Below are 26,768 nucleotides of genomic sequence, written 5' to 3'. Positions count from 1 at the left end.
GGACGCGAGGAAGGACGGGGCCTGACATGAACGAGACGGGTGCGCTCTGCCCAACTCCCTTGACCCCGCCCGGGACACGCCCGCCGGGGCGGCTCCTTCACCGCGGCCGCCCCGCGCGTGCGCCGCGACCGCCCCGCGCCCGGCTCAGCCGTAGCCGAGCGCGTGCAGCCTCTCGTCATCGATGCCGAAGTGGTGGGCGATCTCGTGGACGACGGTGATCTCCGTCTCCGCCACCACGTCCTCGCGCGTCTCGCACATCCGCAGCGTCGGACCCCGGTAGATCGTGATCCGGTCCGGCAGCACGCCCGCGTACCACTCACCGCGCTCGGTCAGCGGCGTGCCCTCGTACAGGCCGAGCAGTTCCGGGTCGTCGGACTCCGGCTCGTCCTCGACGAAGACCGCGACGTTGTCCATCAGCCGGGTCAGCTCCGGCGGAATCCGGTCCAGCGCCTCGGCGACCAGTTCCTCGAACGCTTCCCGCGTCATCTCCAGCACCCGGCCATTGTCCCGTACGGCCACCCGGCCCGCCCAGGTCCCCGCACCCCGGCATACCCGCACCACGACTGGGGCAGGGGCACCCAATGGCCCGCGCCCGACTCCCCTTCCGCCGCCCGATATCCCGCCGCGCCGCCCGCGGCCCTCTCGCCGCACCCCACCCCTTCTTCCGGGCGCTCGGACTGGTCGTCGTGGTGCTGTTCGGCGCCTGGCTCGGGCTGCTCGCGGTGGGCAGCGTCCGGACGCCCGTGGGGCCGATGGACACGACGATGACCCTGCGGCCCTCGCTCAACGGCGGCACCAAGATCAACGTCTCCCCTCTCGGCGCCCTGGAGCTGGACTCGCACCGCGCCCCGGTCCGCCTCGACGTCGACGTGGACCGGCTCGACCCGGTCCGCTCGCAGGCCCTGGTCCAGCACCCCGAGCGGCTGGCCGGGCTGGAGGACGAGGTCACGTCGGACGTCGCCTCGGGCACCCGCGAGCTGGCGCTGCGCTCCTGCGTGGCGGTGGTGACCGGGGCGACGGCGCTGGGCCTCGCGGTGTACCGCAGGCCGCGCCGGGCCCTGGCCGCCGGGGGCCTGGCCCTCGCGCTGCTGGCGGCTTCCGGCGTGGGCGCGTACGCCACCTGGAACCCGAAGTCGGTCCTGGAGCCCAAGTTCTCCGGGCTGCTCTCCAGCGCCCCCTCGGTCGTCGGCGACGCCCGCTCGATCGTCAGCGACTTCGACGTCTACCAGCAGGAACTGGCCCGCCTGGTCACCAACGTCACCAAGCTGTACGACGCCACCTCGACGCTCCCGGTCTACAGCCCGGACCCGGCGACCCTGCGCGTCCTGCATGTCTCGGACATCCATCTGAACCCGGCCGCGTGGCACATCATCGGCTCGCTCGTGGAGCAGTACGACATCGACGTGATCATCGACTCCGGCGACACGATGGACCACGGCACCGCCGTCGAGAACAGCTTCCTGGACCCCATCGCCGACCTGGGCGCCCCCTATGTCTGGGTGCGCGGGAACCACGACTCGGCCGTGACACAGAAGTACCTGTCCGACAAGAAGCGCTTCCCGAACGTCCACGTCCTGGATCAGGGCCGGGCCGTGACCCTCGGCGGGCTGCGGGTCGCCGGCATCGGGGACCCGCAGTTCACCCCGGACCGGACGGGCCCCGAGCAGGCGGAGGACGTCGAGGGCGTGGCCGGCCGCACGCTCGCCGCCGCCCTGCGCGAGCAGCAGCGGTCCGGCACCCCCGTCGACATCGCCGTCGCCCATGAGCCGGAGGCGGTGAAGGAGACGGACGGCGAGGTGCCGCTGGCGCTGGCGGGCCATGTGCACCACCGGCAGAACGAGGTCCTGAAGGGCGGCACCCGGCTGATGATCGAGGGCTCCACGGGCGGCGGCGGGCTGCGGGCCGTCCAGAACAAGAAGCCGGAACAGGTGCTCGCGTCGGTGCTCTATCTGGACCGCTCGACCCGCCGCCTGCAGGCCTGGGACGAGATCACCCTGGGCGGCCTCGGACTGACGACGGCCGAGGTCAGCCGCCATCTGCCGGAGCAGAAGCCCGCCCTCACGAGCCCGTCCCCGACCGGCCCGAGCCCGTCCCCGTAAACCGTTTTGGCGAACGCCGCCGGCATCCCATATGCTTCTCACGTCCCCGACGCGCTGCAAGGCGCGCAGGCGGGCCCTTAGCCCTCATCGTCTAGTGGCCCAGGACGCCGCCCTTTCAAGGCGGTAGCACGGGTTCGAATCCCGTTGGGGGCACGCTTGAACGTGTGCGAGACTTGTCTCGCACATTGCTTGGTCCTGTGGAGCAGTTAGGAGTGCTCGCCACCCTGTCAAGGTGGAGGCCGCGGGTTCAAATCCCGTCAGGACCGCTGAGGTTTCACGTGAAACCTTGTGGCTGGGTAGCTCAGTTGGTACGAGCGATCGCCTGAAAAGCGATAGGTCGCCGGTTCGATCCCGGCCCCAGCCACTTCCCGAAGGCCCCGTCCGATGGACGGGGCCTTCGCCGTTCCGGAAGGTCTTCGCCGTTCCGGAAGGTCTTCGGCAGCCCACCGGGAAGCGCCGCCCGAAATGGGTTCGCCCTTCCTCCGGCCCGGGTGAGATCCTGGGATCCGTATGTCTACTTCCTTCGCCGATCTCCAGTCCCGGCTCGCGCAGCTCTCGCTCCGCGACGCGAACCGGCTCGGCCGCCGCCTCGAGGGCGCCCGCCGCATCCGCAAGCCCGAGGCCCAGCGGGCCGTGCTGGACGAGATCGCCGCCCAGGCGGACAAGGCAGCCGGGCGGCTCGAACAGCGGGCCGGCCGGATGCCCGCCATCACGTACCCGGAACAGCTCCCGGTCAGCCAGAAGAAGGACGAGATCCTGGAGGCGATACGCGACCACCAGGTCGTGATCGTCGCCGGTGAGACCGGCTCCGGCAAGACCACCCAGATCCCCAAGATCTGCATGGAGCTGGGCCGGGGCCTCCGGGGCATGATCGGGCACACCCAGCCGCGCCGGATCGCCGCGCGCACGGTGGCCGAGCGGATCGCCGACGAGCTGAAGACGCCGCTCGGCGAGACCGTCGGCTGGAAGGTCCGCTTCACCGACCAGGTGAACCCGGACGCGACCTTCGTCAAGCTGATGACGGACGGCATCCTGCTCGCCGAGATCCAGACGGACCGCGAGCTGCTCGCGTACGACACGATCATCATCGACGAGGCCCACGAGCGGTCGCTGAACATCGACTTCCTGCTCGGCTATCTGGCCCGGCTGCTGCCCAGACGCCCCGACCTGAAGGTCGTCGTCACCTCCGCGACCATCGACCCGGAACGCTTCTCGCGCCACTTCGGCGAGGCCCCGATCATCGAGGTCAGCGGCCGTACGTATCCGGTCGAGGTGCGGTACCGGCCGCTGCTCGAAGAGGACGGCGAGGACTCCGACCGCGACCAGATCACCGCGATCTGCGACGCCGTGGACGAGCTCCAGTCCGAGGGCCCGGGAGACGTCCTGGTCTTCCTCTCCGGTGAGCGCGAGATCCGCGACACCGCCGACGCGCTCGGCAAACGGAACCTGCGCAACACCGAGGTGCTCCCCCTCTACGCGCGCCTGTCGCACGCCGAACAGCACCGGGTGTTCCAGCGCCACACCGGCCGCAGGATCGTGCTGGCCACCAACGTCGCCGAGACCTCGCTGACCGTCCCCGGCATCAAGTACGTGATCGACCCGGGCACCGCCCGCATCTCCCGCTACAGCCACCGCACCAAGGTGCAGCGGCTGCCGATCGAGCGGATCTCGCAGGCCAGCGCCAACCAGCGCAAGGGCCGCTGCGGCCGTACCTCGGACGGCATCTGCATCCGGCTGTACTCCGAGGACGACTTCCTCACCCGCCCGGAGTTCACCGACGCGGAGATCCTCCGTACGAACCTGGCCTCCGTAATCCTCCAGATGACCGCCGCCGGCCTCGGCGACATCGAGAAGTTCCCCTTCATCGACCCGCCGGACCACCGCAACATCCGTGACGGCGTGCAGCTCCTCCAGGAGCTCGGCGCCCTCGATGCGGCGGAGAAGGACCCGAAGAAGCGGCTCACCCCGCTCGGCCGCAAGCTCTCGCAGCTGCCGGTGGACCCGCGCCTGGCCCGTATGGTCGTGGAGGCCGACCGCAACGGCTGCGTCCGCGAGGTCATGGTCATCGCCGCCGCGCTCTCCATCCAGGACCCGCGCGAACGGCCCTCCGACAAGCAGACGCAGGCCGACCAGCAGCACGCCCGGTTCAAGGACGAGACGTCCGACTTCCTGGCCTTCCTGAACCTGTGGCGCTACATCCGCGAGCAGCAGAAGGAGCGCGGCTCCTCCAGCTTCCGCCGGATGTGCAAGCAGGAGTACCTGAACTTCCTCCGCATCCGCGAGTGGCAGGACATCTACGCCCAGCTGCGCACGGTCGCCAAGCAGATGGGCATCGAGCTCAATGAGGAGGACGCGCCCGAGCAGTCGGTGCACACCTCCCTGCTGGCCGGACTGCTGTCGCACATCGGGCTGAAGGACACCGAGAAGAACGAGTACCTGGGCGCCCGCAGCGCCAAGTTCGCGATCTTCCCCGGTTCGGCGCTGTTCAAGAAGCAGCCGCGGTTCGTGATGTCGGCGGAGCTCGTGGAGACCTCCCGGCTCTGGGCGCGGGTCAACGCCAAGGTCGAGCCGGAGTGGATCGAGCCGCTGGCCCAGCACCTGCTGAAGCGCACCTACAGCGAACCGCACTGGGAGAAGGACCAGGCCGCCGTGATGGCGTACGAGCGGGTCACGCTGTACGGCGTGCCGATCGTCGCCCAGCGCAAGATCAATTTCGGCCGGATCGACCAGGAGACCTCGCGGGACCTCTTCATCCGCAACGCCCTGGTCGAGGGCGACTGGCGCACGCACCACCAGTTCTTCCACGACAACCGCAAACTGCTCGGCGAGGTCGAGGAGCTGGAGCACCGCGCCCGGCGCCGCGACATCCTCGTGGACGACGAGACGCTGTTCGACTTCTACGACCAGCGCATCCCCGAACACATCGTCTCCGGCGCCCACTTCGACTCCTGGTGGAAGCACAAGCGGCGCGACGAGCCGGACGCGCTCGACTTCGAGCGCTCGATGCTCATCAACGAGAAGGCCGGGGCCGTCACCAAGGACGACTACCCGGACTCCTGGCGGCAGGGGAAGCTCAAGTTCCGGGTGACCTACCAGTTCGAACCGGGCGCGGACGCCGACGGTGTGACCGTCCACATTCCGCTCCAGGTGCTGAACCAGGTCACCTCGGAGGGCTTCGACTGGCAGATCCCGGGGCTGCGCGAGGAGGTCGTCACCGAGCTGATCCGCTCGCTGCCCAAGCCGATCCGCCGGCACTACGTGCCCGCGCCGAACTACGCGGACAAGTTCCTCGACCGGGCCGTGCCCCTCCAGGAGCCGCTGCCGGTGACGCTGGCCCGTGAGCTCCAGCGGATGGTCGGGGTCCCGGTCACCGCGGAGGACTTCGACCTGAGCCGGGTCCCGGACCACCTCAAGATCACCTTCCGGATCGTGGACGAGCGGCGCCGCATGGTCGCCGAGGACAAGGACCTGGAGGCGCTGAAGCTCCGGCTGCGCCCGAAGGCCCGCCAGGCCCTCTCCAAGGCCGCGGCGGCGACCGCGGGGCCCTCCGGCGAATCCATCGAGCGTTCGGGCCTGAAGGACTGGACGATCGGCACGCTGAACAAGGTCTTCGAGACCCGGCGTGCGGGTCAGCCGGTCAAGGCGTACCCGGCGCTGGTGGACCAGGGCGAGACAGTGGCCGTACGCCTCTTCGACACCGAGGCCGAGCAGGCACAGGCGATGTGGCGCGGCACCCGGAAGCTGATCCTGCTGAACATCCCGGTGAACCCGGCGAAGTTCGCGTCGGACAAGCTGACGAACCAGCAGAAGCTGGCCCTGTCCCGCAATCCCCACGGTTCGATCCAGGGCCTGTTCGACGACTGCGCGACGGCGGCCGCCGACCGGCTGATCGCGGCGCACGGCGGCCCCGCCTGGGACGAGGCGTCGTTCCGGACGCTCTACGACAAGGTGCGCGCGGACCTCGTGGACCTGACCGTGCGCACGATCGGCCAGGTGCAGCAGATCCTGGCGGCCTGGCAGGCGTGCGAGCGCCGGCTGAAGGCCACCAACAGCCTGGTCCTGATCAACAACGTCACGGACGTACGCGACCACCTGGCGCGCCTGATGCCGCCCGGCTTCGTCACCGCGACCGGGCTGCGCAGGCTGCCCGACCTGATGCGCTACCTGGTGGCGGAGGACCGCAGGCTCCAGCAGATGCCGACCAACGTCCAGCGCGACACCACGCGCATGGAGAAGGTCCACGAGATGCAGGACGAGTACGCCTGGCTGCTGGAGCAGCTGCCCAAGGGCCGCCCCGTCCCGCAGGAGGTACTGGACATCCGGTGGATGATCGAGGAGCTGCGGGTGAGCTACTTCGCGCACGCCCTGGGCACCGCGTTCCCGGTCTCGGACAAGCGGATCGTGAAGGCGATCGACGCCGCCGCACCCTAGTCCATCTCCGTAACGGACCTGCCACCCCGAGTGAGTTCGACCGCACCCGCTGAACTCCTGTACAGTCTGTTTTCGCAGCCGGACGCAAGGAAGGCAGCAAAACCTGGTCCTGTGGAGCAGTTAGGAGTGCTCGCCACCCTGTCAAGGTGGAGGCCGCGGGTTCAAATCCCGTCAGGACCGCAGTAACGAAAGCCCGGATCGCATCGATCCGGGCTTTCGCGCGTCTTGACTGCGGTGTCCGCCGACGAGTACTCAGAAACCAGGGGCCGCCCCGTGATTCCTGGAGTGGGGCGGCGCGCATCCACCGGGAGGTGGCGCGATGGGGGCATCCACGGGCGAGAGCCGGCGCGAGCGGACACAGGGTCTCGCGAAGGCACCCAGGCACGACGTCCGCGCACTGCTGCGCGCGCACCTGGCCGCCGCCTCCGGCTACCGGCACCTCACCCGGCGCTGCGCGGTCTGCGCCCGGCTGCTGAGGCTCGCCATGGAGCCCGTAACGGCCCCACAGGCCGCCCGGACGGCCGATCGGCCCGCCGGACCGCCCGAGCCGCCCACGAGGCGCCGACGGGTCCCCGTGCAGCCGTCGCGCAGCGGGGACGTAAGTCCTCCCACGACATGACCTTCGGCGGCGCCGTCGGCTTCCTCACAGTGGCAGGCTCGTAGTTGGCAACACTCGTGCAGTGTGACGGGTGTCACTGAATCAGTTTTGAGAAGGGGGTCCTTTACACCCTTCCTACAACTAGCGAATTTAATATGTGCAATTGCACCTCCCGGAAGGATGTCCTCCGGATACCCCCGCACCGCCCGCCGACACCACGGGCGACGCTGCGAGTGAGGCCGTCGGCGAGGCCCCGGCCGCCGGACCCGGCTGCGCAAACGACGCCGTAAGCCGACGGGGGGCAGGCGCAAGGCGGAGCCGTTCCAGGCGCAAAAAAATCGCGCTGGACCCGGCGGAGTCCAGCGCGATCGGATGACATGACCCGTACGACACAGGTATGGCGCCCGTTGGGGCGGGCGCCCGTCATATGGAGCTATGGGTGGGCAAGAGGGTTGGGGGACCCAGAAGCCCAGGTGTGACGGGGTGACAGGGGGTTTGTCAGGCCTCGCTGCGCTGCTGCGGAATACCCGCAAGCAGTGCGCGGACCTCTGCCTCGCGGTACCGGCGATGCCCACCGAGCGTGCGGATGGACGTGAGCTTGCCTGCCTTCGCCCAACGGGTAACCGTCTTCGGGTCCACGCGGAACATCGTGGCAACCTCAGCCGGGGTCAGCAGCGGCTCGGCATCAGGGGTGCGAGCGGTCATGAGCGGCCTCCTCGGGAGAACCGAACCATCTCGGTTCTTTCCTCTAAATTCTGCACCTTGACCCACGTTGCCCGAAATGGCGGACGCGGGCCGAGTCGGTTATAGGACGAACGGCTTGTCCTCGGCACTACAACTACACCATCCGTCCAGCCCGGTCGGCCAAACCGATGGAATTGCCCTCCCAGGTGTCCATCAGCGACGGAAAGCCGATGGACCATGCCATAGCGGACAGTCACACCACCGTGACGATCAGTCACAGAGCGATCAGGAGTCATCAGACCCCCCATAGCGTGCAATGCTGAGTGATCCGCCCATACATGGACGGATGGAGTCCTCACCGGACTCCTTGTCCTATTTTGGCACGAGGAGTAGGGAAGGGCGCAAGGGCCCCGTAAGTGCTATCCATCACGGTTGAGGCAAAGGCCCGGTTCGGGACGTAGGTCCCGCCACCCCCTGGGCCCCTTCCGCCCCTTCACCCACACGTGTCACATCCGGAACCGGTTCACGGGCCGTCCGCGCAAGGTGGCGCGCCGGTCAGTTGGCGAACTGACGGTCCCTTACGGCCCGCCAGCGCTCCGCGAGACGCGCGTACGCCTCGGCCGCCCGCTCCGCGTCCCCCGCCCGCAGCGCGGCGATCCCCTCCGCCACGTCGGCGGCGCTCCGGTCGACGCTGAGCTCCCGCTCCGGCAGCGCGTGCACGAGCCCGCCGTAGTCCAGCTCCACGAGCGAGCGCGGGTGGAACTCCTCCAGCCACCGCCCGACGTCCACGAGCCCCGCCGTCAGCGGACCCTCGTCCATCGTCTCCCGCAGCGTCCGCAGCGACCGGGCCAGCCGGCGCCGCGCCTCGACCATCGGCGTCCGGTACCGGAACACCGGAGGCTCCCCGGCCGGACCGGCGACCACATGCTCCCGCTCCTCGTCCGCGAACAGCACGAACCAGCGCACCGGCACCTGCCACACCGCCGTCCTGATCCACGGCCGGGCGTCCGGATTGCGCTCCGCCCACCGCTCGTGGTCCGCCAGCGCCTGCCCGCGCACCACCGGCGGCAGCACCGCGTCGAGCACCGGCCCGGGGAACAGCTCCGCCAGCCCGTCCATCGCCAGCCAGCCGCGCAGCCGGGTCCGCCACGGGCACACGCACACCACGCCGTCCACCTCGGCCACGAACGCGTCGGCGCTCTCGTGCGCCGGCACTCCGGCGGGCGGGGTCGCCACCAAGTCGGCCAGCGAGCGCCTGAGTTCGTCCTGTGCCGTGGGCACCCGGTCGCGGGCCGCGTAGCGGGCCCAGTGGGCGCGCTCGCCCTCCGGGAAGGCCGCCAGTGGCTCGTACACCCGGAGGTAGGACGCGTAGGGAACCAGCACCGAAGACACCACCGACATGCGGTGATCGTGTCACGCCTGTCCCCCGGTGGGGGGTGATCCTTGGCACTGGAACAGATCTACGTGGGGGTAGGACTTACGCTCTTGCCCAGCCGGGCCGTCCGTACGGCCGGTCCGGCGGGCCCTCCCCACCTTCAGGAGGGTCTTTCCGCCGCTTCGTACTTGGGAGTCACCACAGTGACCGATGTGACCGGCGCGCCTGTCGATGTCCTGCACACCCTGTTCCACTCGGACCAGGGCGGACACGAACAAGTCGTCCTCTGCCAGGACCGGGCCAGCGGCCTCAAGGCCGTCATCGCCCTCCACTCCACCGCCCTGGGCCCCGCCCTCGGCGGCACCCGCTTCTACCCGTACGCCTCCGAGGCCGAGGCCGTCGCCGACGCGCTGAACCTCGCGCGCGGCATGTCGTACAAGAACGCCCTGGCCGGGCTCGACCACGGTGGCGGCAAGGCCGTCATCATCGGCGACCCCGAGCAGATCAAGAGCGAGGAACTGCTGCTGGCCTACGGCCGGTTCGTCGCCTCGCTCGGCGGCCGGTACGTGACGGCCTGCGACGTCGGCACCTACGTCGCCGACATGGACGTCGTGGCCCGCGAGTGCCGCTGGACCACCGGCCGCTCCCCCGAGAACGGCGGCGCCGGCGACTCGTCGGTGCTCACCGCGTTCGGCGTCTTCCAGGGCATGCGGGCCTCGGCCCAGCACCTGTGGGGCGACCCGACGCTGCGTGGCCGGAAAGTGGGGGTCGCCGGTGTCGGCAAGGTCGGCCACCACCTGGTCGAGCACCTGCTCGCGGACGGCGCCGACGTCGTGATCACCGATGTGCGCGAGGAGTCCGTCCGCCGGATCACCGACAAGCACCCCCAGGTCGCCGTCGCGGCGGACACCGAGGCGCTGATCCGTACCGAGGGCCTGGACATCTACGCCCCCTGCGCGCTGGGCGGCGCCCTCAACGACGACAGCGTGCCGGTGCTCACCGCGAAGGTGGTGTGCGGCGCGGCCAACAACCAGCTCGCGCACCCGGGCGTCGAGAAGGACCTGGCCGACCGGGCCATCCTGTACGCGCCCGACTACGTGGTGAACGCGGGCGGGGTCATCCAGGTCGCGGACGAGCTGCACGGCTTCGACTTCGACCGGTGCAAGGCGAAGGCCACGAAGATCTTCGACACCACGCTGGCCATATTCGCACGTGCGAAGGAAGACGGCATTCCGCCGGCCGCGGCGGCCGACCGGATCGCCGAACAGCGGATGGCGGACGCCCGTCGGCGCTGAGCCGGCGCCCCTCCGCGGGGCCGCGGCCCGCCGGCCGGCGAGACAAGACTCACGCCGGTCGGCGGGTCGCCTGCCGATAAGAGGTTAAAATCGCAGTTGACCAGCGAGGACGGGGCGTCTCGTGGGTCCTCTTCCGGGGCGCGTGATGCGGGCGGCGTACCGTATGGCCGCGGAAGCAGGTACCGTTAAAGCTCTACAGGCACGGTCTCTCTACCGAGAGTCCGTCCTGAAACATGAACGCGTGTCAAGACTCTGGGGCCGTCGAGCCCCGTCACCGAGGGGGTCGAGCCATGGGGCGCGGCCGGGCAAAGGCCAAGCAGACAAAGGTCGCCCGCCAGCTGAAGTACAGCAGCGGCGGGACGGACCTGTCGCGTCTGGCCAATGAGCTGGGCGCATCGACTTCGAGTCAGCCACCGAACGCGGAGCCGTTCGAGGACGACGACGAGGAAGATGACCCGTACGCACAGTACGCGGATCTGTACAACAACGACGAGGACGAGGACGAGAACGACCAGTCCGGTCCGTCGTCCAAGCGCCGCGGCGCTTGACCTCGCGCTGACACATCACCCCGGTTCGGAGCTCCTCCGGACCGGGTTTTGTGCTGCCTGCGTACGGGAAGAGCGAGGCGGCCGGTGACCGGCCGGGCCCGTCGGCCCGGCCAATCCTCCCGCTCAGCGTGCGTACGAACCCACCAGCTCGGCGCCGGTCGCGTGGTCGCCCCGGGCGGTGATCTCGCCGGCGACCCAGGAGTCGACACCCCGGTCGGCCAGCGTCGTGAGGGCCGCGTCCACGGACTCGGCGGGGACGACCGCGATCATGCCGACGCCCATGTTCAGCGTCTTCTCCAGCTCCAGCTGCTCGACCTGACCGGCCTTGCCGACGAGGTCGAACACCGCGCCCGGGGTCCACGTGGAGCGGTCCACCGTCGCGTGGAGGTCGTCCGGGATGACCCGGGCGAGGTTGTTGGCCAGGCCGCCGCCGGTGACGTGGCTGAAGCCGTGCACCTCGGTCGTACGGGTGAGGGCCAGGCAGTCCAGCGAGTAGATCCGGGTCGGCTCCAGGAGCTCCTCGCCCAGGGTCCGGCCGAACTCCTCGACCTGGCGGTCCAGCGCCCAGCCGGCCCGGTCGAACACCACGTGGCGGACGAGCGAGTACCCGTTCGAGTGAAGCCCGGAGGACGCCATGGCGATCACGGCGTCACCCTCGCGGATGCGGTCGGGGCCCAGCAGGCGGTCGGCCTCGACCACGCCCGTACCGGCTCCGGCCACGTCGAAGTCGTCCGCGCCCAGCAGACCCGGGTGCTCGGCCGTCTCGCCGCCGACCAGCGCGCAGCCGGCCAGCACACAGCCCTCGGCGATGCCCTTGACGATGGCCGCGACACGCTCGGGGTGCACCTTGCCGACGCAGATGTAGTCGGTCATGAACAGCGGCTCGGCGCCGCAGACGACGAGGTCGTCCACGACCATGCCGACGAGGTCGTGACCGATCGTGTCGTACACGCCCATCTGGCGGGCGAGGTCGACCTTGGTGCCGACGCCGTCCGTGGCGGAGGCCAGGAGCGGACGCTCGTAGCGCTTGAGCGCCGAGGCGTCGAAGAGGCCGGCGAAGCCGCCGAGGCCACCGAGACCCGCGACCTCGGGGCGCTGCGTCTTCTTCACCCACTCCTTCATCAGCTCGACGGCGCGGTCGCCGGCCTCGATGTCGACGCCCGCTGCCGCGTAGGAAGCACCTGTTGTCTCAGACATTGCCTGGGATCTTTCGTGTGGAGATACGGGGCTGGGGGAAGGGCTGCCGGACGGTCCGGGTCACGGACGCCGCAGCGCGTCGGCCGCCGCGGTCGCCGCGGGGCCCGCCGCCAGCTCGGTCTCCAGCAGCTGCTTGCCGAGCAGCTCCGGGTCCGGGAGCTCCATCGGGTACTCGCCGTCGAAGCAGGCGCGGCACAGGTTCGGCTTGTCGATCGTCGTCGCCTCGATCATCGAGTCGATCGAGATGTACGCGAGCGAGTCGGCGCCCATCGACGTGCCGATCTCCTCGACGGACATGCCGTTGGCGATGAGCTCGGCGCGGGTCGCGAAGTCGATGCCGAAGAAGCAGGGCCACTTCACCGGCGGGGACGAGATCCGGATGTGGATCTCGGCGGCACCGGCCTCACGGAGCATCCGGACCAGTGCGCGCTGGGTGTTGCCGCGGACGATCGAGTCGTCCACGACCACCAGGCGCTTGCCCTTGATGACTTCCTTGAGCGGGTTCAGCTTGAGGCGGATGCCCAGCTGGCGGATCGTCTGGGACGGCTGGATGAAGGTCCGGCCGACGTAGGCGTTCTTCACCAGGCCGGCGCCGAACGGAATCCCGCTGGCCTCCGCGTAACCGATGGCGGCCGGGGTGCCGGACTCCGGCGTCGCTATGACCAGATCCGCCTCGACGGGCGCCTCGGCGGCCAGCTTGCGGCCCATCTCCACCCGGGAGAGGTAGACGTTGCGGCCCGCGATGTCGGTGTCGGGGCGCGCCAGGTAGACGTACTCGAAGACACAGCCCTTGGGCTTCGCTTCCGCGAATCGCGAGGTACGCAGACCGTTCTCGTCGATGGCGACCATCTCGCCCGGCTCGATCTCGCGGACATAACTGGCGCCGCAGATGTCGAGGGCTGCGGACTCCGACGCGACGACCCAGCCGCGCTCCAGGCGGCCGAGGACCAGCGGGCGGATGCCCTGCGGGTCACGGGCGGCGTAGAGCGTGTGCTCGTCCATGAAGACCAGGGAGAAGGCGCCCCGCACCTCGGGAAGCACCTGGGCGGCGGCCTCCTCGATGGTGAGCGGCTTGCCGTCGTCGTCGGTCTGGCCGGCGAGCAGCGCGGTCACCAGGTCGGTGTCGTTGGTCGCGGCGACCTGGGTGGCGCGGCCGTCCTTGCGCGGGAGGTCGGCGACCATCTCCGCGAGCTGGGCCGTGTTGACCAGGTTCCCGTTGTGACCGAGGGCGATCGAGCCGTGCGCGGTCGCACGGAACGTCGGCTGCGCGTTCTCCCACACCGAGGCACCGGTGGTGGAGTAGCGGGCATGACCGACCGCGATATGGCCCTGGAGCGATCCCAGGGAGGTTTCGTCGAAGACCTGCGAGACCAGTCCCATGTCCTTGAAGACCAGGATCTGGGACCCGTTGCTCACTGCGATGCCCGCGGACTCCTGTCCACGGTGCTGCAGGGCATACAGTCCGAAATAGGTGAGCTTGGCGACCTCTTCGCCCGGAGCCCAGACACCGAAGACGCCGCAAGCGTCCTGGGGGCCCTTCTCTCCGGGGAGCAGGTCGTGGTTGAGTCGTCCATCACCACGAGGCACGCCATCGAGTGTAGGGGAGATCGACCACTGGTCCGAATTGGGGATCCCCCGCCCCACCACCGGCGGAGCTCCCCCGAAGACCGCTCCCGGACCCCTCGGATCAGTCACGCACGGTAATCTCGGGCCTTCCCCGATCTACGCGCGGCAACCGCCGCAGGGCAGGCGGCGCCCGGATCACCGGCCATCCACCGACAGGTTCCGGCCACCCGGAAGACCCTGCGAAGAGGCCCGTCGTGGCACTGCGTGAGCCGGTTCCCGGGCGCCGGGAGCAAGCAGCCCGACCGGTCGTTTCGTGGCGAGCCTCACACCATGGGCGCCCGGTATGCGGCATCTCGGGGCGTCCGGCGGCCGGGTCAGGCCATCAGCGGCAGCAGCTCGGAGAGATCCGCGCGCTCGCCGCTCGCGGCGACCCTGGCCGCTTCGACCTCCCGCGCCCACTCCGTACGCCCGGTCGCGAGCCGGATCCAGGTGAGCGGGTCGGTCTCGACGACGTTGGGCGGGGTGCCCCTGGTGTGACGCGGCCCCTGGACGCACTGCACCACCGCGAACGGCGGCACCCGGACCTCGACCGAACCGCCGGGCGCCCGCTCGGCCAGCGCGTCGGCGAGGAGCCGGCTGCACGCGGCGAGCGCCTGCCGGTCGTACGGGACGGAGAGCCCGGTCGCCTCGTTGAGGTCCCAGGTGTGGACGACGAGCTCCACGGTGCGGGTGACCAGGAAGTCGCCGAGGCGCATCGCCCCGACCCGGGTGGCCAGCAGCCGGTCCTCGGAGGCGCCGTTCACCAGGGCCTCGAAGCGGGCGGCGACCTCCCCGTAGAGCGCGTCCAGGTCGGGGGCGGCGGCGGCCCGTTCGGCGGTGTCGTCCGCGATCCGGGGGGCCCGGGCCGCTGTGGTGAACGGCCACTCCAGGAGGGACACCTCGGGCCTGGCGAGGGCCGGCGCGGGCAGCTCCAGCGTCCGGCTGACGTGCGCGAGGGCCATGGTGAGGTGCACGGCGAGCTCGCGCACCGTCCAGTCACCGAGTCCGCTCGGCGCGGCCAGCTGCTCCGGGGTCAGCGTGCGCACGCCGTCCCGGACGTGGGCGAACTGGGCGAGGACCGCGGCGCGGGTCCTGGCCGGGTCGTAGCGACGGGCGCGCTTCTGCGAGGGCGGCATGCCGGGGAGCCTACGACGCGGCACCGACAGGGCGTCCGCCCCGCAGCCGCGGGGCCCCCGGGTCAGGTGCGCGTCGCGTAGTCGCCGAGGCCCTTCTCCAGCAGGTCGAAGCCCCGGTGGGCGAGGGCGACGGCGTCGGGGACGACCGCGGCCGCCGGTTCGCCGGCCAGCAGGCGCCTGCGGTTCTCGGTGAGCAGGGCGTTGCGCGTACCGAGGAGCTGGGAGGCGACGATGCGCGCGATGACCGGCTCCTCGCCCTCCTCGATCAGGGCATCGGTGAGCTGGTCCTGCGTACGCACGAAGAAGGAGTGGGCGCGGGTGAGCAGGGCGGGCGTCTCCAGGATGAGCCGGACGATGCCCAGGGCCAGCGGGTGGTCCCCCATCCCCACCGAGGGATCGTGGCGCTCGACGGCCTCCACGAACTGCCTCCGCAGCGCCGCGACCGCCGATTCACCGGGCGCGCGCTCCCGCACGATCCGGGCGGCGTCGCCGACGTGCTCCTCCAGCGGCGCGAAGACCAGGTCTTCCTTGCTGTCGAAGTAGTTGAAGACGGTCATTTTCGATACATCGGCCGCGTCGGCGATCTCCGCGACGGAGACCTGGTCGAACCCGCGCTCGGAGAAGAGCGTGGTGGCCGTTTCCAGCAGCCGCCGCCGGGTTTCCCTCTTCTTGCGCTCGCGCAGGCCCATCCCCTCGGTCATGACCTCACTGTACCAGGATGAAAATTAATCCTGGATGAAAACTTGACTCGGTACAGAAAAACGGTGAACAGTGGGACCGACCACAGCGGTGCGCGTCGGCACCGCCCAGCAGGGGGGATCCCAGTCATGCCCGGAACAGCCACAGCGCCCGCGCCAGGGCGGACGACCGCGGACGGACAGCAGGCCGGCGGCCGGAGCGTCACGATCGCCGTGGCGCTCTGCATCGTCACGATCCTGCTGGCCGTACTGGACTCGAACATCGTGTCCTCGGCGACCGTCCCGATCGTCCGCGACCTCGACCCGGTCCACGGCGTCGACCGGATCCCGTGGCTGATCGCCGCCTACCAGCTCGCCGCGACCGCCGCGCTGCCCCTGTACGGCAAGCTCTGCGACACCCTCGGCTCGAAGAAGGTCTTCATCGGGGCGCTCGCCACCTTCCTCACCGGCTCCGCGCTGTGCGGGATGGCCCAGTCCATGGGCGAGCTGATCGCCGCCCGCGCCTTCCAGGGCATCGGCGGCGGCGGGCTGATGAGCGTCACCATGGTCGTCCTGCGTCAGCTCGGCGCGGCGGGCCCCAAGGAGGGCGAGGGCGCCAAGGAGGGCGAGGGCTCCCAGACCAAGGGCGACAGGAAGGGCAGCATCGGCGGGATCATCGCCGGTGCGGGCATGGCGCTCGGCCCCTGGCTGGGCGGTGCCCTGGCCGACCACGCGGGCTGGCGCTGGATCTTCTACGTCAACCTGCCCGTCGGCATCGCCGTCCTGATCGGCGCGGTCTTCGTCGTGAAGCTCCCCGCCCGCACCGCGCGCCACCGCATCGACTTCCTCGGCGCCGGTCTCGCCGCCGCCTTCTCCACCGCGCTGCTCCTGGTCACCGAATGGGGCGGCGAGGACTACGCGTGGACCTCGCCGGTCATCGTCGGCCTCGCCGTCGCCGCCGTCGTCGCGCTCGGCCTGTTCCTGTGGCGCCAGGCCACGGCCGCTGAACCGATCCTGCCGCTCTCGCTCTTCCGGCTGCGGCTCATGCGGTACGGCTTCGCGGTCCAGGGTCTGGTCGGCGTCGCGATGATGGGGTCGATCGTCTACGTGATGATCTACCTCCAGGTGGTCCGCGGGGTCGCCGCGACGTCGGCCGGTCTCTTCCTGGTCCCGATGGCGATCGGCATGACCGTCGTCGGGCTCGTCTCCGGGCGCCTGGTCGCGGCCGGCTGGTCGCAGAAGACCTTCGTCGTCAGCGGCACGGTCTTCGCCTCCGCCGCCCTGGCCCTGCTGACCACGCTCGACACGGACACCGGCCTGTGGACCGTGCGCGGCGCGCTGCTGCTCATGGGCATCGGCTTCGGCCAGCTCATCGGCCAGCTGATCGAGCTCGTCCAGGACACCGCCCCGCCCGCCCAACTGGGCGTCGCCACCACCGGCGTCCGCTTCTTCCAGACCCTCGGCACGGCCCTGGGAGCCTCCCTCTTCGGAGCCGTACTCACCAGGGTCTACGCCGCCAAGGGCCCCGGCGGAACGACCAGCGACATCGGCCGCCTCACCGGGGTCGCCCACGACCGGGCCCTGGACGCCTTCGTCTCCTCGACGGACGTGGTCTTCGCCTGCGCCACCGGCGCCATGCTCCTCGCCCTGATCCTGGCGATCCGGCTGCCCGGCACCCGTACGAGGGCCTGACCCTTCCCCGTACGAGCCGGGGCCGAACCTCCCACCGGGGCCGCGCACTTCCCCGTACGCACCACGCGAAAACCCCCGACCGGGCAGAACCGGTCGGGGGTTTCGGCGTGTGCGATCCGGGAACTACGCGAGCAGCGCCGGGATCGTCTCCTCGTGCGCGGTGCGCAGCTCGCTCAGCGGGATGCTGAACTCGCCCTGGATCTCGATCGCGTCGCCGTCCACGACACCGATGCGGGTCACGGGCAGCCCGCGCGCCCCGCACATGTCGTTGAAGCGCAGCTCCTCGCTGCGCGGCACCGAGACGACCGCGCGGCCCGCGGACTCGGAGAACAGCAGCGTGAACGCGTCGAGGCCGTCCGGCACGACCAGCCGGGCACCCTTCCCGCCGCGCAGGCAGGACTCGGTGACCGCCTGGATCAGGCCGCCGTCCGACAGGTCGTGCGCCGCGTCGATCATGCCGTCGCGGGAGGCCGAGATCAGGATCTCGGCGAGCAGCTTCTCGCGGCCCAGGTCCACCTTGGGCGGCATCCCGCCGAGGTGGTTGTGGACGACCTCGGACCAGGCCGAGCCGCCGAACTCCTCACGCGTGTCCCCCAGCAGGTAGAGGAGCTGGCCCTCTTCCCCGAAGGCGACCGGCGTACGCCGCGTGACGTCGTCGATCACACCGAGCACGGCCACGACCGGCGTCGGGTGGATCGCCGTGTCACCGGTCTGGTTGTACAGCGAGACGTTGCCACCGGTGACCGGGGTCCCCAGCTCCAGGCAGCCGTCCGCGAGACCGCGGGTGGCCTCGGCGAACTGCCACATGACGTCGGGGTCCTCGGGCGAACCGAAGTTCAGGCAGTCCGAGATCGCGAGCGGCTTGGCACCGGTCGCGGCGACGTTCCGGTACGACTCCGCCAGGGCGAGCTGCGCGCCCGTGTACGGGTCGAGCTTCGCGTACCGGCCGTTGCCGTCGGTCGCCATGGCCACGCCGAGGTTGGACTCCTCGTCGATGCGGACCATGCCGGCGTCCTCGGGCATCGCGAGCACGGTGTTGCCCTGCACGAACCGGTCGTACTGGTCCGTGATCCAGGACTTCGACGCCTGGTTCGGCGAGGCGACCAGCTGGAGGACCTGCTCGCGCAGCTCCGCGCCGTTCGCCGGGCGGGCCAGCTTGCCGGCGTCGTCGGCCTGGAGCGCGTCCTGCCAGGACGGGCGGGCGAACGGGCGGTGGTACGTCGGGCCCTCGTGGGCGACGGACCGCGGCGGCACGTCCACGATCTGCTCGCCGTGCCAGAAGATCTCCAGCTGCGAGCCCTCGGTCACCTCACCGATGACGGTGGCGATGACGTCCCACTTCTCGCAGATCTCCAGGAAGCGGTCGACGTGCTGCGGCTCGACGATGGCGCACATGCGCTCCTGCGACTCGCTCATGAGGATTTCCTCGGGCGAGAGGGAGGAGTCGCGCAGCGGCACGGTGTCCAGCTCGACGCGCATGCCGCCGGAGCCCGCGGAGGCCAGCTCGGACGTGGCGCAGGAGAGCCCGGCGCCGCCGAGGTCCTGGATGCCCGCGACGAGCTTCTCCTTGAAGATCTCCAGGGTGCACTCGATGAGGAGCTTCTCCTGGAACGGGTCGCCGACCTGGACGGCCGGGCGCTTGGCCGGGCCGGTCGACTCGAAGGTCTCCGAGGCCAGCACGGAGACGCCGCCGATGCCGTCACCACCGGTGCGGGCGCCGTACAGGATGACCTTGTTGCCGGGACCCGACGCCTGCGCGAGGTGGATGTCCTCGTGCTTCATCACACCGATGCAACCGGCGTTGACGAGCGGGTTTCCCTGATAGCAGGCGTCGAAGACGACCTCGCCGCCGATGTTCGGCAGACCGAGGCAGTTGCCGTACCCGCCGATGCCCGCGACCACACCCGGCAGGACCCGCTTGGTGTCCGGGTGGTCGGCCGCACCGAAGCGCAGCGGGTCCACGACGGCGACCGGGCGGGCACCCATGGCGAGGATGTCGCGGACGATGCCGCCGACGCCGGTCGCCGCGCCCTGGTACGGCTCGATGTACGAGGGGTGGTTGTGCGACTCGACCTTGAAGGTGACCGCGTACCCCTGGCCGACGTCGACCACACCGGCGTTCTCACCGATGCCGACGAGCATGGCGTCGTTGGCGGGGACCTTCTCGCCGAACTGCTTGAGGTGGACCTTGCTGCTCTTGTACGAGCAGTGCTCGGACCACATCACGGAGTACATGGCGAGCTCGGCGCCGGTGGGACGGCGGCCCAGGATCTCGCGGATGCGCGCGTACTCGTCCTCCTTGAGGCCGAGTTCCTTCCAGGGCTGCGCGGTGTCCGGGGTTTCGGCCGCGTGCTTGACCGTGTCCAGGCTCATGCGTTGACCAGCTTCTTGATGATCGAGGTGAAGAAACCGAGACCGTCGGTGCGACCGGTGCCGATCAGCGGCTCCACTGCGTGCTCCGGGTGCGGCATCAGGCCGACGACGTTGCCCGCGGCGTTGGTGATGCCGGCGATGTCGCGCAGCGAGCCGTTCGGGTTGCGGCCCACGTAGCGGAAGGCGACGCGGCCCTCGGCCTCCAGCGCGTCGAGCGTGTGCTCGTCGGCGGTGTAGCGGCCGTCCATGTTCTTGAGCGGTACGGAGATCTCCTGGCCCGCGGAGTAGTCCGAGGTCCAGGCGGTCTCCGCGTTCTCGACGCGCAGGGTCTGGTCGCGGCAGATGAAGTGCAGGTGGTTGTTGCGCAGCATCGCGCCGGGCAGCAGGTGCGCCTCGGTCAGGATCTGGAAGCCGTTGCAGATGCCGAGGACCGGCATGCCCGCCTTCGCCTGCTCGATCACCGTCTCCATGACCGGCGAGAACCGGGAGATGGCTCCGGCGCGCAGATAGTCGCCGTACGAGAAACCGCCCGCCAGGATCACCGCGTCGACCTGGTGCAGGTCCTTGTCGCGGTGCCACAGCGATACGGGCTCCGCGCCCGCGACGCGAACGGCCCGGAGGGCGTCCTGGTCATCGAGCGTGCCCGGAAAGGTGACGACTCCGATACGAGCAGTCACTTCGACTCCTCGGCGTTCTCCACCTTGACGGTGAAGTCCTCGATCACGGTGTTGGCGAGGAACGTCTCCGCCATCTCGTGAATACGGGCGAGGGCGGCGTCATCGACCGGCCCCTCGACCTGCAGCTCGAAACGCTTTCCCTGACGTACGTCCGCGATTCCCTCGAAGCCGAGACGGGGCAGTGCGCGCTGCACCGCCTGTCCCTGCGGGTCGAGGATCTCGGGCTTGAGCATGACGTCGACTACGACGCGTGCCACTGGCACTCCCGGTGTGGTGGTGTGGTGCGGCTGTTTCTCCGGAGGGGGTACCCCGGACCCCCGCGGGTCCACTCAGCGTACCTGGCCGGAAATTCTACGCGGGTAGATATCAAACGGGATAGATCACGTCCAGATATCGGCCGATCGCCGGACGGCGGAAAAGCCGCGAAACAAATGCTCACGAGCGGCACACATAGCGGGCGGACACGCGGAAGTAATTGGACGGGCTTCACAATGCGGTACCACTCGCTGTACAAATGATTACCGGGGAATGCAGCATTGCCCCGGAGCACCGACAACAGTCGGCCCGCATCCGCGCTCACAGCCGGAAGGCCGGCATCGACGCATGTCAGACGCGTCGATGCCGTAGGAAAGGACCGATATCCGTGGCGCAGCGCGTAGTGGTCACACTCTCCGACGACATCGACGGGGGCACGGCGGCGGAAACGGTCACCTTCGCCCTGGACGGGAAGTCGTACGAGATCGACCTCAATCCGTCCAACGCAAAGAAACTGCGCAGCGCCCTGGCCCCGTACATGGCGGCCGGTCGCAAGCAGACAAATGCCGGCAAGCACGGCAAGACCCCCGTTCCGTACCGGCACACCTCGCTCGCGCCCGACCCGGCGGCGGTGCGCGCCTGGGCGCGCTCGCACCGGATGGACGTGCCCGCCCGGGGCCGCATCCCGAAGAGCGTGTACGAGGCGTTCCAGGAAGCGAGTTGACCCGGCGACAGGTCCGGCGGGGCGCCGCCGGAGGACCTGCGGGGGAGCCGACTTGCGCGACACCCCCGCAGGTCGGATAGAGTCTGGAACACGCCGAGGGGCGAGGCCGAAAAGGCCGAACCCCACGCAGCGTGCGGGTGTAGTTCAGTAGTAGAACATCCCCCTTCCAGGGGGAAGGCGCAGTGTGCAATTCCTGTCACCCGCTCTGCACGACTTGCAGGACCACTCCGGTGGATCAGGTAGAGTAGTGCTCGCTCCACCGGTGAAAGCCGAGTGGTTGCAATGCGGACGTAGCTCAGTTGGTAGAGCGCAACCTTGCCAAGGTTGAGGTCGCCAGTTCGAACCTGGTCGTCCGCTCAGAATACGAAGGCCCCGGTCGATTACGACCGGGGCCTTCGTCGTGTTCCCGTCTCTTCCGGTCGGCTCCCTGTGTCTTCCCGGCCCGTGCGCCACGACCCATGACGTTTGTCATGAGTGGTGATGACAGTCCGCACTGCCCCGGGCCCGGCGCGGACGGAAACCTGAAGACATGACCAGCGACGACAAGTCCCGAGAGTGCGTGATCCAGGCGGAAGACGTCCGGCGCAGCTATGCCGGCGGCTTCGAGGCCGTGTCCAGCGTCTCCTTCTCCGTGGCCCGCGGCGAGCTCTTCGCCCTCCTCGGTACGAACGGGGCCGGCAAGACCTCCACCGTCGAGCTCCTGGAGGGCCTGGCCCTGCCGGACGGCGGCACGGTCCGCGTGCTGGGCCACGACCCCTACGGCGAGCGCGCGCGGGTCCGCCCGCGGATAGGCGTGATGCTCCAGGAGGGCGGCTTCCCGTCCGAGTTGTCGGTGACCGAGACGGTACGGATGTGGGCGGGCTGCACCAGCGGTGCCCGGCCCACCGGCGAGGCCCTGGAGCTGGTCGGGCTCGGCCACCGCGCCCGCGTCCGGGTCAAGCAGCTCTCGGGCGGTGAGCGGCGGCGGCTCGACCTGGCGCTGGCGCTGCTCGGCCGGCCCGAGGTGCTCTTCCTGGACGAGCCGACCACCGGTCTCGACGCGGAGGGCCGCCGCGACACCTGGGCGCTGGTGCGCCGCCTCCAGGAGGACGGCATCACCGTGCTGCTCACCACGCACTACCTGGAGGAGGCCGAGGCCCTCGCGGACCGACTGGCGATCATGCACCGCGGCCGGATCGTGACCGCGGGCACCACGGCCGAGGTGACGGCGGCCCGCCCCGCCCGCATCCGCTTCGAACTGCCCGAGGGCGTTCCGGCGGCACGGCTGCCCCTGGAGCTCCGCGCCGCCGCCGAGGGCCCCCGGGTCGAGATACGGACGCACCGCCTCCAGGACGCCCTGACCGAACTGCTCGGCTGGGCCGCCGAGTCGGACGTCCGGCTCCACGGGCTCGACGCCCGCTCCGCCTCCCTCGAAGAGGCGTTCCTCGACATCGCGAAGTCCGCCGCCGAAACCGAAGAGGTGCCCGTCCCGTGACCCCCGCGACCACCACCCCCGCGACTACCCCCGGAGCCGCCCCCGCGCGCACGACGGCCGTGAGCCGACTGGCGGCCCTCGGCCGGGCCGAACTGTCGTTGCTCGCCCGGAACAGGACGGCGATCTTCGTCGCGCTCCTCATGCCGGCGGCCATGATCATGGCGATGAAGTCGGCGTTCGAGAAGGTCGACCTCGACGGGACCGGGCTCAGCGTCGCCGGAGCGACGCTCATGGGCGGCGTCGGGACCGTGCTCATCCAGGCCGTCTACATGAACCTGGCCTCCGCCTACGTCGCCCGGCGCGAGGAGCTGGTCCTGAAGCGGCTGCGCACCGGCGAGGTCACCGACGGGGAGATCCTGGCCGGGACCGCCCTTCCGGCCGGCGCCCTCGCCCTGGCCCAGAGCGCGGTGATCGTCGTCGCCGGAATCGCCTTTTTCGGCCTCGGCGCACCGGAGCGCCCGGAACTGCTCGTGGCGGGGCTGCTGTTGGGCGTGGTGCTGCTGACGGTCCTGGCCGCGGTCACCTCCGTGATCACCCGCACCGTGCAGACCGCCCAGCTGACGACGCTGCCGCTGTTCCTCGTCTCGATGATGGGCTCGGGCCTCTTCATCCCGCTCGACATATTCCCCGACCGGCTCGCGGCGGTCTGCGCGTACCTGCCGCTGACCGGTGTGATGACCCTGGTCCGGGCCGGCTGGTTCGGCGGCCCCGAGGGCACCGACCTGCTCGGCGCCGCGTTGACCGGGCTGGTCTGGACGGCACTGGCCGTGTTTGCTGTGCAGCGGTGGTTCCGCTGGGACCCCCGCCGCTGACGAGGAGGTTGGGCCGTGATGCGCGTACGGGGCTGGTACCGCGGCTGGCAGGAGCGCAGCAAGATGGAGCGGATCGACCTGTACTCGCGGTTCACCGTCTCCTGCATCCCCTGGCTCTTCGCCCTGGCCTGGCAGGGGGCGCCCTTCGACCACGACATCCGCCACGCCCCGCTGCCGCTGGCCCTCGGTCTGGCGCTGCTCCTGGTGAGCCTCGCGCAGTGCCTGCTGAGCAACCGGAACCTGCACGCTTCCTACGAGCACTACCTGGGCATCTCCGTCTTCCCGGGGCGGCGCCTGGCGGCCCCCGTGGTGCTTCTGGTCGTGGCCGTCGGGCTCCTGGCGGCGCTGGCCGGGGCGGACGGCGTCAAGGGCTCGGGGCTGCTGCTCATGACGCTGAACGCGCCGATGGCCCTGGTGATCACGCGGGTGCTCCTGGTGCCGGTCCGCCGCTTCCTGGTCGAGTCCCTCTGTCTCACCGCCCTGATCACCGGCGCCCTCGCGGTGGCCGGCGTCCGGGGCGGCACCCTGGCGGGAGTGCTGCCCTGCAGCCTCTTCGGCTGTGTGCTGGTCCTGATCTCGGTCCGGCCCAGCGCGTGGAGCATGAGCGTCATGTGGCAGGCCGAGCAGGCCCGGGGCATACAGGCCAGGCTCGCCGTGGCGGAGGAACGGCTGCGGTTCGGGCGGGACATGCATGACGTGCTGGGCCGCAACCTCGCGGTGATCGCGCTCAAGAGCGAGCTGGCGGTGGAGCTCGCCCAGCGCGGCCGGCCGGAGGCGGTGGACCAGATGATCGAGGTGCAGCGGATAGCGCGCGCCTCGCAACAGGAAGTACGCGATGTGGTGCGCGGCTACCGCGAAGCGGACCTGAGTACGGAACTGGCCGGTGCACAGGGGGTGTTGAGCGCGGCCGGCATCGAGTGCACGGTGACCGGCGACAGCGGCGAGCACCTGCCCGCGCCCGTGCAGTCGGCGCTCGGCTGGGTCGTCCGGGAGGCGGCCACCAACGTGCTGCGCCACGGCGACCCGCGCCACTGCGTGATCCGGGTGGCGGTCTCCGTCGGCTCCGTGGCGCTCGAGGTGGAGAACGACGGCGCGGCGCCCGCCGGGACGGCGCCCCCGCCCACCTCGGACGGGCCGGGCTCCGGACTGGCCGGTCTCCGCGAACGACTCGCCGCGCTGGACGGGATGCTGGAGGCGGGCCCGGCGAAGGGCGGCCTGTTCCGGCTGACGGCGACGATCCCGCTGGCGCAGGCCCCGGCGGCACGCCGCGCGCCCCTGGCCCTGCGTCCCGCGGTCATGGTGGCCCCGGGTGTGATGGTGAGGTCGCGATCCGGCCTCGTGGAGGAATGACGATGACCGCGGTACGGGTACTGCTCGCCGATGACGAGCATCTGATCCGGGGCGCGCTCGCCGCCCTCCTCGCGCTGGAGGAGGACCTGGTGGTGGTCGCGGAGGCGGCGACGGGTCCGGAGGCGCTGGCCATGGCCCGGGCCCACCGCCCGGACGTCGCGGTGCTCGACCTGGAGATGCCCGGGGCCGACGGTGTGAGCGTGGCCACATCGCTGCGGGCCGAACTCCCGGACTGCCGGACCATGATCGTGACCAGCCACGGCCGGCCCGGCCATCTCAAGCGGGCCCTCGCGGCGGGCGTGCGGGGCTTCGTGCCCAAGACCGTGAGCGCCCGCCAACTGGCCGGCATCATCCGTACGGTGCGGGCGGGGAACCGTTACGTGGACCCGGAGTTGGCGGCCGACGCCATCGCCGCCGGGGACTCCCCGCTGACCGTGCGCGAGACCGAGGTGCTGGAGCTCGCGGTCGACGGGGCGCCGGTCTCGGAGATCGCCGAGCGGGCCTCGCTCTCGCAGGGGACCGTACGGAACTACCTCTCGGCGGCCGCCTCGAAGCTGGGTGCGGAGAACCGTCACGCGGCAGTGCGTCTCGCGCGCGAGCGGGGATGGGTATAGTAGGTCTCGCGCTTCGGCGTTTGCGGACGTAGCTCAGTTGGTAGAGCGCAACCTTGCCAAGGTTGAGGTCGCCAGTTCGAACCTGGTCGTCCGCTCAGATGAAGAAGCCCCCGGCCTTTCGGTCGGGGGCTTCTTCATTTGGCGTTCCTACCAGGACGTGCCGGTGAGGAGTTCGAACGCCTCGATGTACTTGGCGCGGGTCGCGTCCACGATCTCCTGGGGCAGCGGCGGCGGAGGCTGCTCGCTCTTGCGGTCCCAGCCGGAGGCGGGGGACGTCAGCCAGTCGCGGACGAACTGCTTGTCGTACGACGGCTGCGCGTGGCCCGGCTCCCAGGAGGCGGCCGGCCAGAAGCGGGAGGAGTCCGGGGTCAGGACCTCGTCGGCGATGATCAGTTCCTCGCCGCCGTCGGCGGTGGGCGCGTAGCCGAACTCGAACTTCGTGTCCGCGAGGATGATCCCGCGCTCGCGGGCGATGTCGCGGGCCCGGCCGTAGACGTCCAGGGTGGTCCGGCGCAGCGCGACGGCGGTCTCCGTACCGACCTGGCGGGCCACCTCCTCGTAACTCACGTTCTCGTCGTGGTCACCGACGGCGGCCTTGGTGGCGGGGGTGAAGATCGCGCCCGGCAGCTCGGAGCCGTCGACCAGGCCGTCGGGGAGGCCGATGCCGCAGACGGTGCGCGAGGCGTTGTACTCGACGAGGCCGGAGCCCGCCAGGTAGCCGCGGGCGACGCACTCGACCGGGACCATCCGCAGCGACTTGCAGATCATCGTGCGGCCCTCCCAGTCGGCGGGCGCCCCGGCGGGCACCTCGGTCGACAGGACGTGGTTCGGCACGAGGTCGGCGAGCTGGTCGAACCACCACATCGAGAGGCGGGTCAGGACGCGGCCCTTGTCCGGGATCTCGGTCGGCAGCACCCAGTCGTACGCGGACATCCGGTCGCTGGCGACCATGACGAGGTCACCGGCCTCGTTCCGGTACAGGTCGCGCACCTTGCCGGTGTGCAGGTGGGTGAGCCCCGGCACCTGCACCGGCTCGGGCTTTTCTACGAATCCGGACACGCTGCCTCCGCGTACGTTGTTCCAAGAACCGTTCCGATTGTCCCGTATCCGGGAACGGCCGGCTGCGGAGGGGTGCCGTCCGGGTGGGCGCGG

The 26,768-nt window shown here is 70.4% G+C and carries 22 protein-coding genes and 7 tRNA genes; 18 read left to right on the top strand and 11 right to left on the bottom strand.

Annotated elements, in window-relative coordinates; genetic code table 11:
* Positions 1-144 precede the first annotated feature (144 nt).
* Positions 145-495: a metallopeptidase family protein gene (locus tag OHS17_RS17525; RefSeq protein WP_018101725.1), complete on the bottom strand. Its 351-nt coding sequence runs from the start codon at positions 493-495 to the stop codon at positions 145-147.
* Between the two features lie 86 nt (positions 496-581).
* On the opposite strand from OHS17_RS17525, the gene OHS17_RS17520 reads away from it, so the two are divergent.
* From OHS17_RS17520 to OHS17_RS17490, 7 genes are all read left to right on the top strand, one after another.
* Positions 582-2,099, top strand: coding sequence for a metallophosphoesterase family protein (locus OHS17_RS17520; RefSeq protein WP_330312923.1), 1,518 nt, complete (start codon positions 582-584; stop codon positions 2,097-2,099).
* Between the two features lie 80 nt (positions 2,100-2,179).
* Positions 2,180-2,252 (top strand) — tRNA-Glu (locus OHS17_RS17515).
* Between the two features lie 38 nt (positions 2,253-2,290).
* Positions 2,291-2,365 (top strand) — tRNA-Asp (locus OHS17_RS17510).
* A 24-nt stretch (positions 2,366-2,389) separates the two neighbouring features.
* Positions 2,390-2,463 (top strand) — tRNA-Phe (locus OHS17_RS17505).
* Between the two features lie 146 nt (positions 2,464-2,609).
* Entirely contained in the window at positions 2,610-6,530 is a 3,921-nt protein-coding gene (hrpA, locus tag OHS17_RS17500) for an ATP-dependent RNA helicase HrpA (protein ID WP_330312922.1), read from the top strand.
* A 105-nt stretch (positions 6,531-6,635) separates the two neighbouring features.
* Positions 6,636-6,710: transfer RNA gene (locus OHS17_RS17495), tRNA-Asp, on the top strand.
* Between the two features lie 139 nt (positions 6,711-6,849).
* Positions 6,850-7,149 carry a DUF6274 family protein gene (locus OHS17_RS17490; protein ID WP_330312921.1) on the top strand — a complete coding sequence of 100 codons (300 nt, stop codon included), beginning with the start codon at positions 6,850-6,852 and terminating at the stop codon, positions 7,147-7,149.
* Between the two features lie 477 nt (positions 7,150-7,626).
* On the opposite strand, the gene bldC is transcribed toward OHS17_RS17490, so the two are convergent.
* A complete protein-coding gene (gene bldC, locus OHS17_RS17485; protein WP_003949541.1) occupies positions 7,627-7,833 on the bottom strand; it encodes a developmental transcriptional regulator BldC in 207 nt (68 codons plus the stop codon).
* Between the two features lie 534 nt (positions 7,834-8,367).
* Positions 8,368-9,213, bottom strand: coding sequence for a hypothetical protein (locus OHS17_RS17480; RefSeq protein WP_330312920.1), 846 nt, complete (start codon positions 9,211-9,213; stop codon positions 8,368-8,370).
* Between the two features lie 177 nt (positions 9,214-9,390).
* Between OHS17_RS17480 and OHS17_RS17475 the strand changes: the two genes are divergently transcribed.
* Together OHS17_RS17475 and OHS17_RS17470 are read left to right on the top strand one after the other, a co-directional pair.
* Entirely contained in the window at positions 9,391-10,482 is a 1,092-nt protein-coding gene (locus OHS17_RS17475) for a Leu/Phe/Val dehydrogenase (protein WP_330312919.1), read from the top strand.
* 290 nt (positions 10,483-10,772) lie between these two features.
* A complete protein-coding gene (locus tag OHS17_RS17470; RefSeq protein ID WP_018101730.1) occupies positions 10,773-11,030 on the top strand; it encodes a DUF3073 domain-containing protein in 258 nt (85 codons plus the stop codon).
* 123 nt (positions 11,031-11,153) lie between these two features.
* On the opposite strand, the gene purM is transcribed toward OHS17_RS17470, so the two are convergent.
* The 4 genes from purM to OHS17_RS17450 form a co-directional block, all read right to left on the bottom strand.
* On the bottom strand, positions 11,154-12,227 hold the full coding sequence (gene purM / locus OHS17_RS17465; RefSeq protein ID WP_073863782.1) for a phosphoribosylformylglycinamidine cyclo-ligase: 1,074 nt from the start codon (positions 12,225-12,227) through the stop codon (positions 11,154-11,156).
* Between the two features lie 60 nt (positions 12,228-12,287).
* The gene (purF, locus tag OHS17_RS17460) at positions 12,288-13,814 is read right to left on the bottom strand and encodes an amidophosphoribosyltransferase (protein ID WP_330312918.1); all 1,527 of its coding nucleotides are present in this window, start codon (positions 13,812-13,814) and stop codon (positions 12,288-12,290) included.
* A gap of 353 nt (positions 13,815-14,167) precedes the next feature.
* Positions 14,168-14,968: a maleylpyruvate isomerase family mycothiol-dependent enzyme gene (locus OHS17_RS17455; protein ID WP_330312917.1), complete on the bottom strand. Its 801-nt coding sequence runs from the start codon at positions 14,966-14,968 to the stop codon at positions 14,168-14,170.
* A 62-nt stretch (positions 14,969-15,030) separates the two neighbouring features.
* On the bottom strand, positions 15,031-15,669 hold the full coding sequence (locus tag OHS17_RS17450; RefSeq protein ID WP_330312916.1) for a TetR/AcrR family transcriptional regulator: 639 nt from the start codon (positions 15,667-15,669) through the stop codon (positions 15,031-15,033).
* Between the two features lie 126 nt (positions 15,670-15,795).
* Here OHS17_RS17450 and OHS17_RS17445 point away from each other — a divergent pair, with 126 nt between their 5' ends.
* Positions 15,796-17,337 carry an MFS transporter gene (locus OHS17_RS17445; RefSeq protein WP_330312915.1) on the top strand — a complete coding sequence of 514 codons (1,542 nt, stop codon included), beginning with the start codon at positions 15,796-15,798 and terminating at the stop codon, positions 17,335-17,337.
* Positions 17,338-17,460: 123 nt separating this feature from the next.
* Here OHS17_RS17445 and purL read toward each other — a convergent pair whose 3' ends face one another.
* From purL to purS, 3 genes are read right to left on the bottom strand one after another with little or no spacing between them, the layout of a single operon-like run.
* The gene (gene purL, locus OHS17_RS17440) at positions 17,461-19,710 is read right to left on the bottom strand and encodes a phosphoribosylformylglycinamidine synthase subunit PurL (RefSeq protein WP_161211572.1); all 2,250 of its coding nucleotides are present in this window, start codon (positions 19,708-19,710) and stop codon (positions 17,461-17,463) included.
* Complete coding sequence (gene purQ, locus OHS17_RS17435; protein ID WP_018101737.1) at positions 19,707-20,387, bottom strand: phosphoribosylformylglycinamidine synthase subunit PurQ; 681 nt, start codon at positions 20,385-20,387, stop codon at positions 19,707-19,709. Before purQ ends, purL begins: the two co-directional genes overlap by 4 nt.
* The gene (purS, locus tag OHS17_RS17430) at positions 20,384-20,644 is read right to left on the bottom strand and encodes a phosphoribosylformylglycinamidine synthase subunit PurS (RefSeq protein ID WP_018101738.1); all 261 of its coding nucleotides are present in this window, start codon (positions 20,642-20,644) and stop codon (positions 20,384-20,386) included. Before purS ends, purQ begins: the two co-directional genes overlap by 4 nt.
* A gap of 386 nt (positions 20,645-21,030) precedes the next feature.
* On the opposite strand from purS, the gene OHS17_RS17425 reads away from it, so the two are divergent.
* From OHS17_RS17425 to OHS17_RS17390, 8 genes are all read left to right on the top strand, one after another.
* Positions 21,031-21,366: a histone-like nucleoid-structuring protein Lsr2 gene (locus OHS17_RS17425; RefSeq protein ID WP_330312914.1), complete on the top strand. Its 336-nt coding sequence runs from the start codon at positions 21,031-21,033 to the stop codon at positions 21,364-21,366.
* A gap of 133 nt (positions 21,367-21,499) precedes the next feature.
* Positions 21,500-21,571 (top strand) — tRNA-Gly (locus tag OHS17_RS17420).
* Between the two features lie 79 nt (positions 21,572-21,650).
* A tRNA-Gly gene (locus OHS17_RS17415) sits at positions 21,651-21,723 on the top strand.
* A gap of 172 nt (positions 21,724-21,895) precedes the next feature.
* Positions 21,896-22,840 (top strand): ABC transporter ATP-binding protein, encoded by a 945-nt coding sequence (locus OHS17_RS17410; RefSeq protein ID WP_330312913.1) that lies wholly within the window; start codon positions 21,896-21,898, stop codon positions 22,838-22,840.
* Positions 22,837-23,652, top strand: a complete 816-nt coding sequence (locus OHS17_RS17405) for an ABC transporter permease (protein WP_330312912.1) — start codon at positions 22,837-22,839, stop codon at positions 23,650-23,652. Before OHS17_RS17410 ends, OHS17_RS17405 begins: the two co-directional genes overlap by 4 nt.
* A gap of 18 nt (positions 23,653-23,670) precedes the next feature.
* Positions 23,671-25,002 carry a sensor histidine kinase gene (locus tag OHS17_RS17400; RefSeq protein WP_330315281.1) on the top strand — a complete coding sequence of 444 codons (1,332 nt, stop codon included), beginning with the start codon at positions 23,671-23,673 and terminating at the stop codon, positions 25,000-25,002.
* Between the two features lie 2 nt (positions 25,003-25,004).
* Positions 25,005-25,616 carry a response regulator transcription factor gene (locus OHS17_RS17395; protein ID WP_073863787.1) on the top strand — a complete coding sequence of 204 codons (612 nt, stop codon included), beginning with the start codon at positions 25,005-25,007 and terminating at the stop codon, positions 25,614-25,616.
* A gap of 22 nt (positions 25,617-25,638) precedes the next feature.
* Positions 25,639-25,711, top strand: a tRNA-Gly gene (locus OHS17_RS17390).
* A 52-nt stretch (positions 25,712-25,763) separates the two neighbouring features.
* Here the strand turns inward: OHS17_RS17390 and OHS17_RS17385 are convergent.
* Complete coding sequence (locus tag OHS17_RS17385; protein WP_330312911.1) at positions 25,764-26,675, bottom strand: phosphoribosylaminoimidazolesuccinocarboxamide synthase; 912 nt, start codon at positions 26,673-26,675, stop codon at positions 25,764-25,766.
* Between the last annotated feature and the right edge of the window lie 93 nt (positions 26,676-26,768).

It is taken from the genome of Streptomyces sp. NBC_00523 (assembly GCF_036346615.1).
Classification (GTDB): domain Bacteria; phylum Actinomycetota; class Actinomycetes; order Streptomycetales; family Streptomycetaceae; genus Streptomyces.
Note: the sequence above shows the minus strand (reverse complement) of the source record. Positions and strands in the feature narration are given on the sequence as shown.

What these genes read in the sequence shown, in the direction of transcription:
- OHS17_RS17520 (WP_330312923.1), top strand. Translation starts at nt 582, where the DNA reads ATGGCCCGCGCCCGACTCCCCTTCCGCCGCCCGATATCCCGCCGCGCC.
- hrpA (WP_330312922.1), top strand. Translation starts at nt 2,610, where the DNA reads ATGTCTACTTCCTTCGCCGATCTCCAGTCCCGGCTCGCGCAGCTCTCG.
- OHS17_RS17490 (WP_330312921.1), top strand. Translation starts at nt 6,850, where the DNA reads ATGGGGGCATCCACGGGCGAGAGCCGGCGCGAGCGGACACAGGGTCTC.
- bldC (WP_003949541.1), bottom strand. Translation starts at nt 7,833, where the DNA reads ATGACCGCTCGCACCCCTGATGCCGAGCCGCTGCTGACCCCGGCTGAG.
- OHS17_RS17480 (WP_330312920.1), bottom strand. Translation starts at nt 9,213, where the DNA reads ATGTCGGTGGTGTCTTCGGTGCTGGTTCCCTACGCGTCCTACCTCCGG.
- OHS17_RS17470 (WP_018101730.1), top strand. Translation starts at nt 10,773, where the DNA reads ATGGGGCGCGGCCGGGCAAAGGCCAAGCAGACAAAGGTCGCCCGCCAG.
- purM (WP_073863782.1), bottom strand. Translation starts at nt 12,227, where the DNA reads ATGTCTGAGACAACAGGTGCTTCCTACGCGGCAGCGGGCGTCGACATC.
- OHS17_RS17455 (WP_330312917.1), bottom strand. Translation starts at nt 14,968, where the DNA reads ATGCCGCCCTCGCAGAAGCGCGCCCGTCGCTACGACCCGGCCAGGACC.
- OHS17_RS17450 (WP_330312916.1), bottom strand. Translation starts at nt 15,669, where the DNA reads ATGACCGAGGGGATGGGCCTGCGCGAGCGCAAGAAGAGGGAAACCCGG.
- OHS17_RS17445 (WP_330312915.1), top strand. Translation starts at nt 15,796, where the DNA reads ATGCCCGGAACAGCCACAGCGCCCGCGCCAGGGCGGACGACCGCGGAC.
- purL (WP_161211572.1), bottom strand. Translation starts at nt 19,710, where the DNA reads ATGAGCCTGGACACGGTCAAGCACGCGGCCGAAACCCCGGACACCGCG.
- OHS17_RS17410 (WP_330312913.1), top strand. Translation starts at nt 21,896, where the DNA reads ATGACCAGCGACGACAAGTCCCGAGAGTGCGTGATCCAGGCGGAAGAC.
- OHS17_RS17400 (WP_330315281.1), top strand. Translation starts at nt 23,671, where the DNA reads ATGCGCGTACGGGGCTGGTACCGCGGCTGGCAGGAGCGCAGCAAGATG.
- OHS17_RS17395 (WP_073863787.1), top strand. Translation starts at nt 25,005, where the DNA reads ATGACCGCGGTACGGGTACTGCTCGCCGATGACGAGCATCTGATCCGG.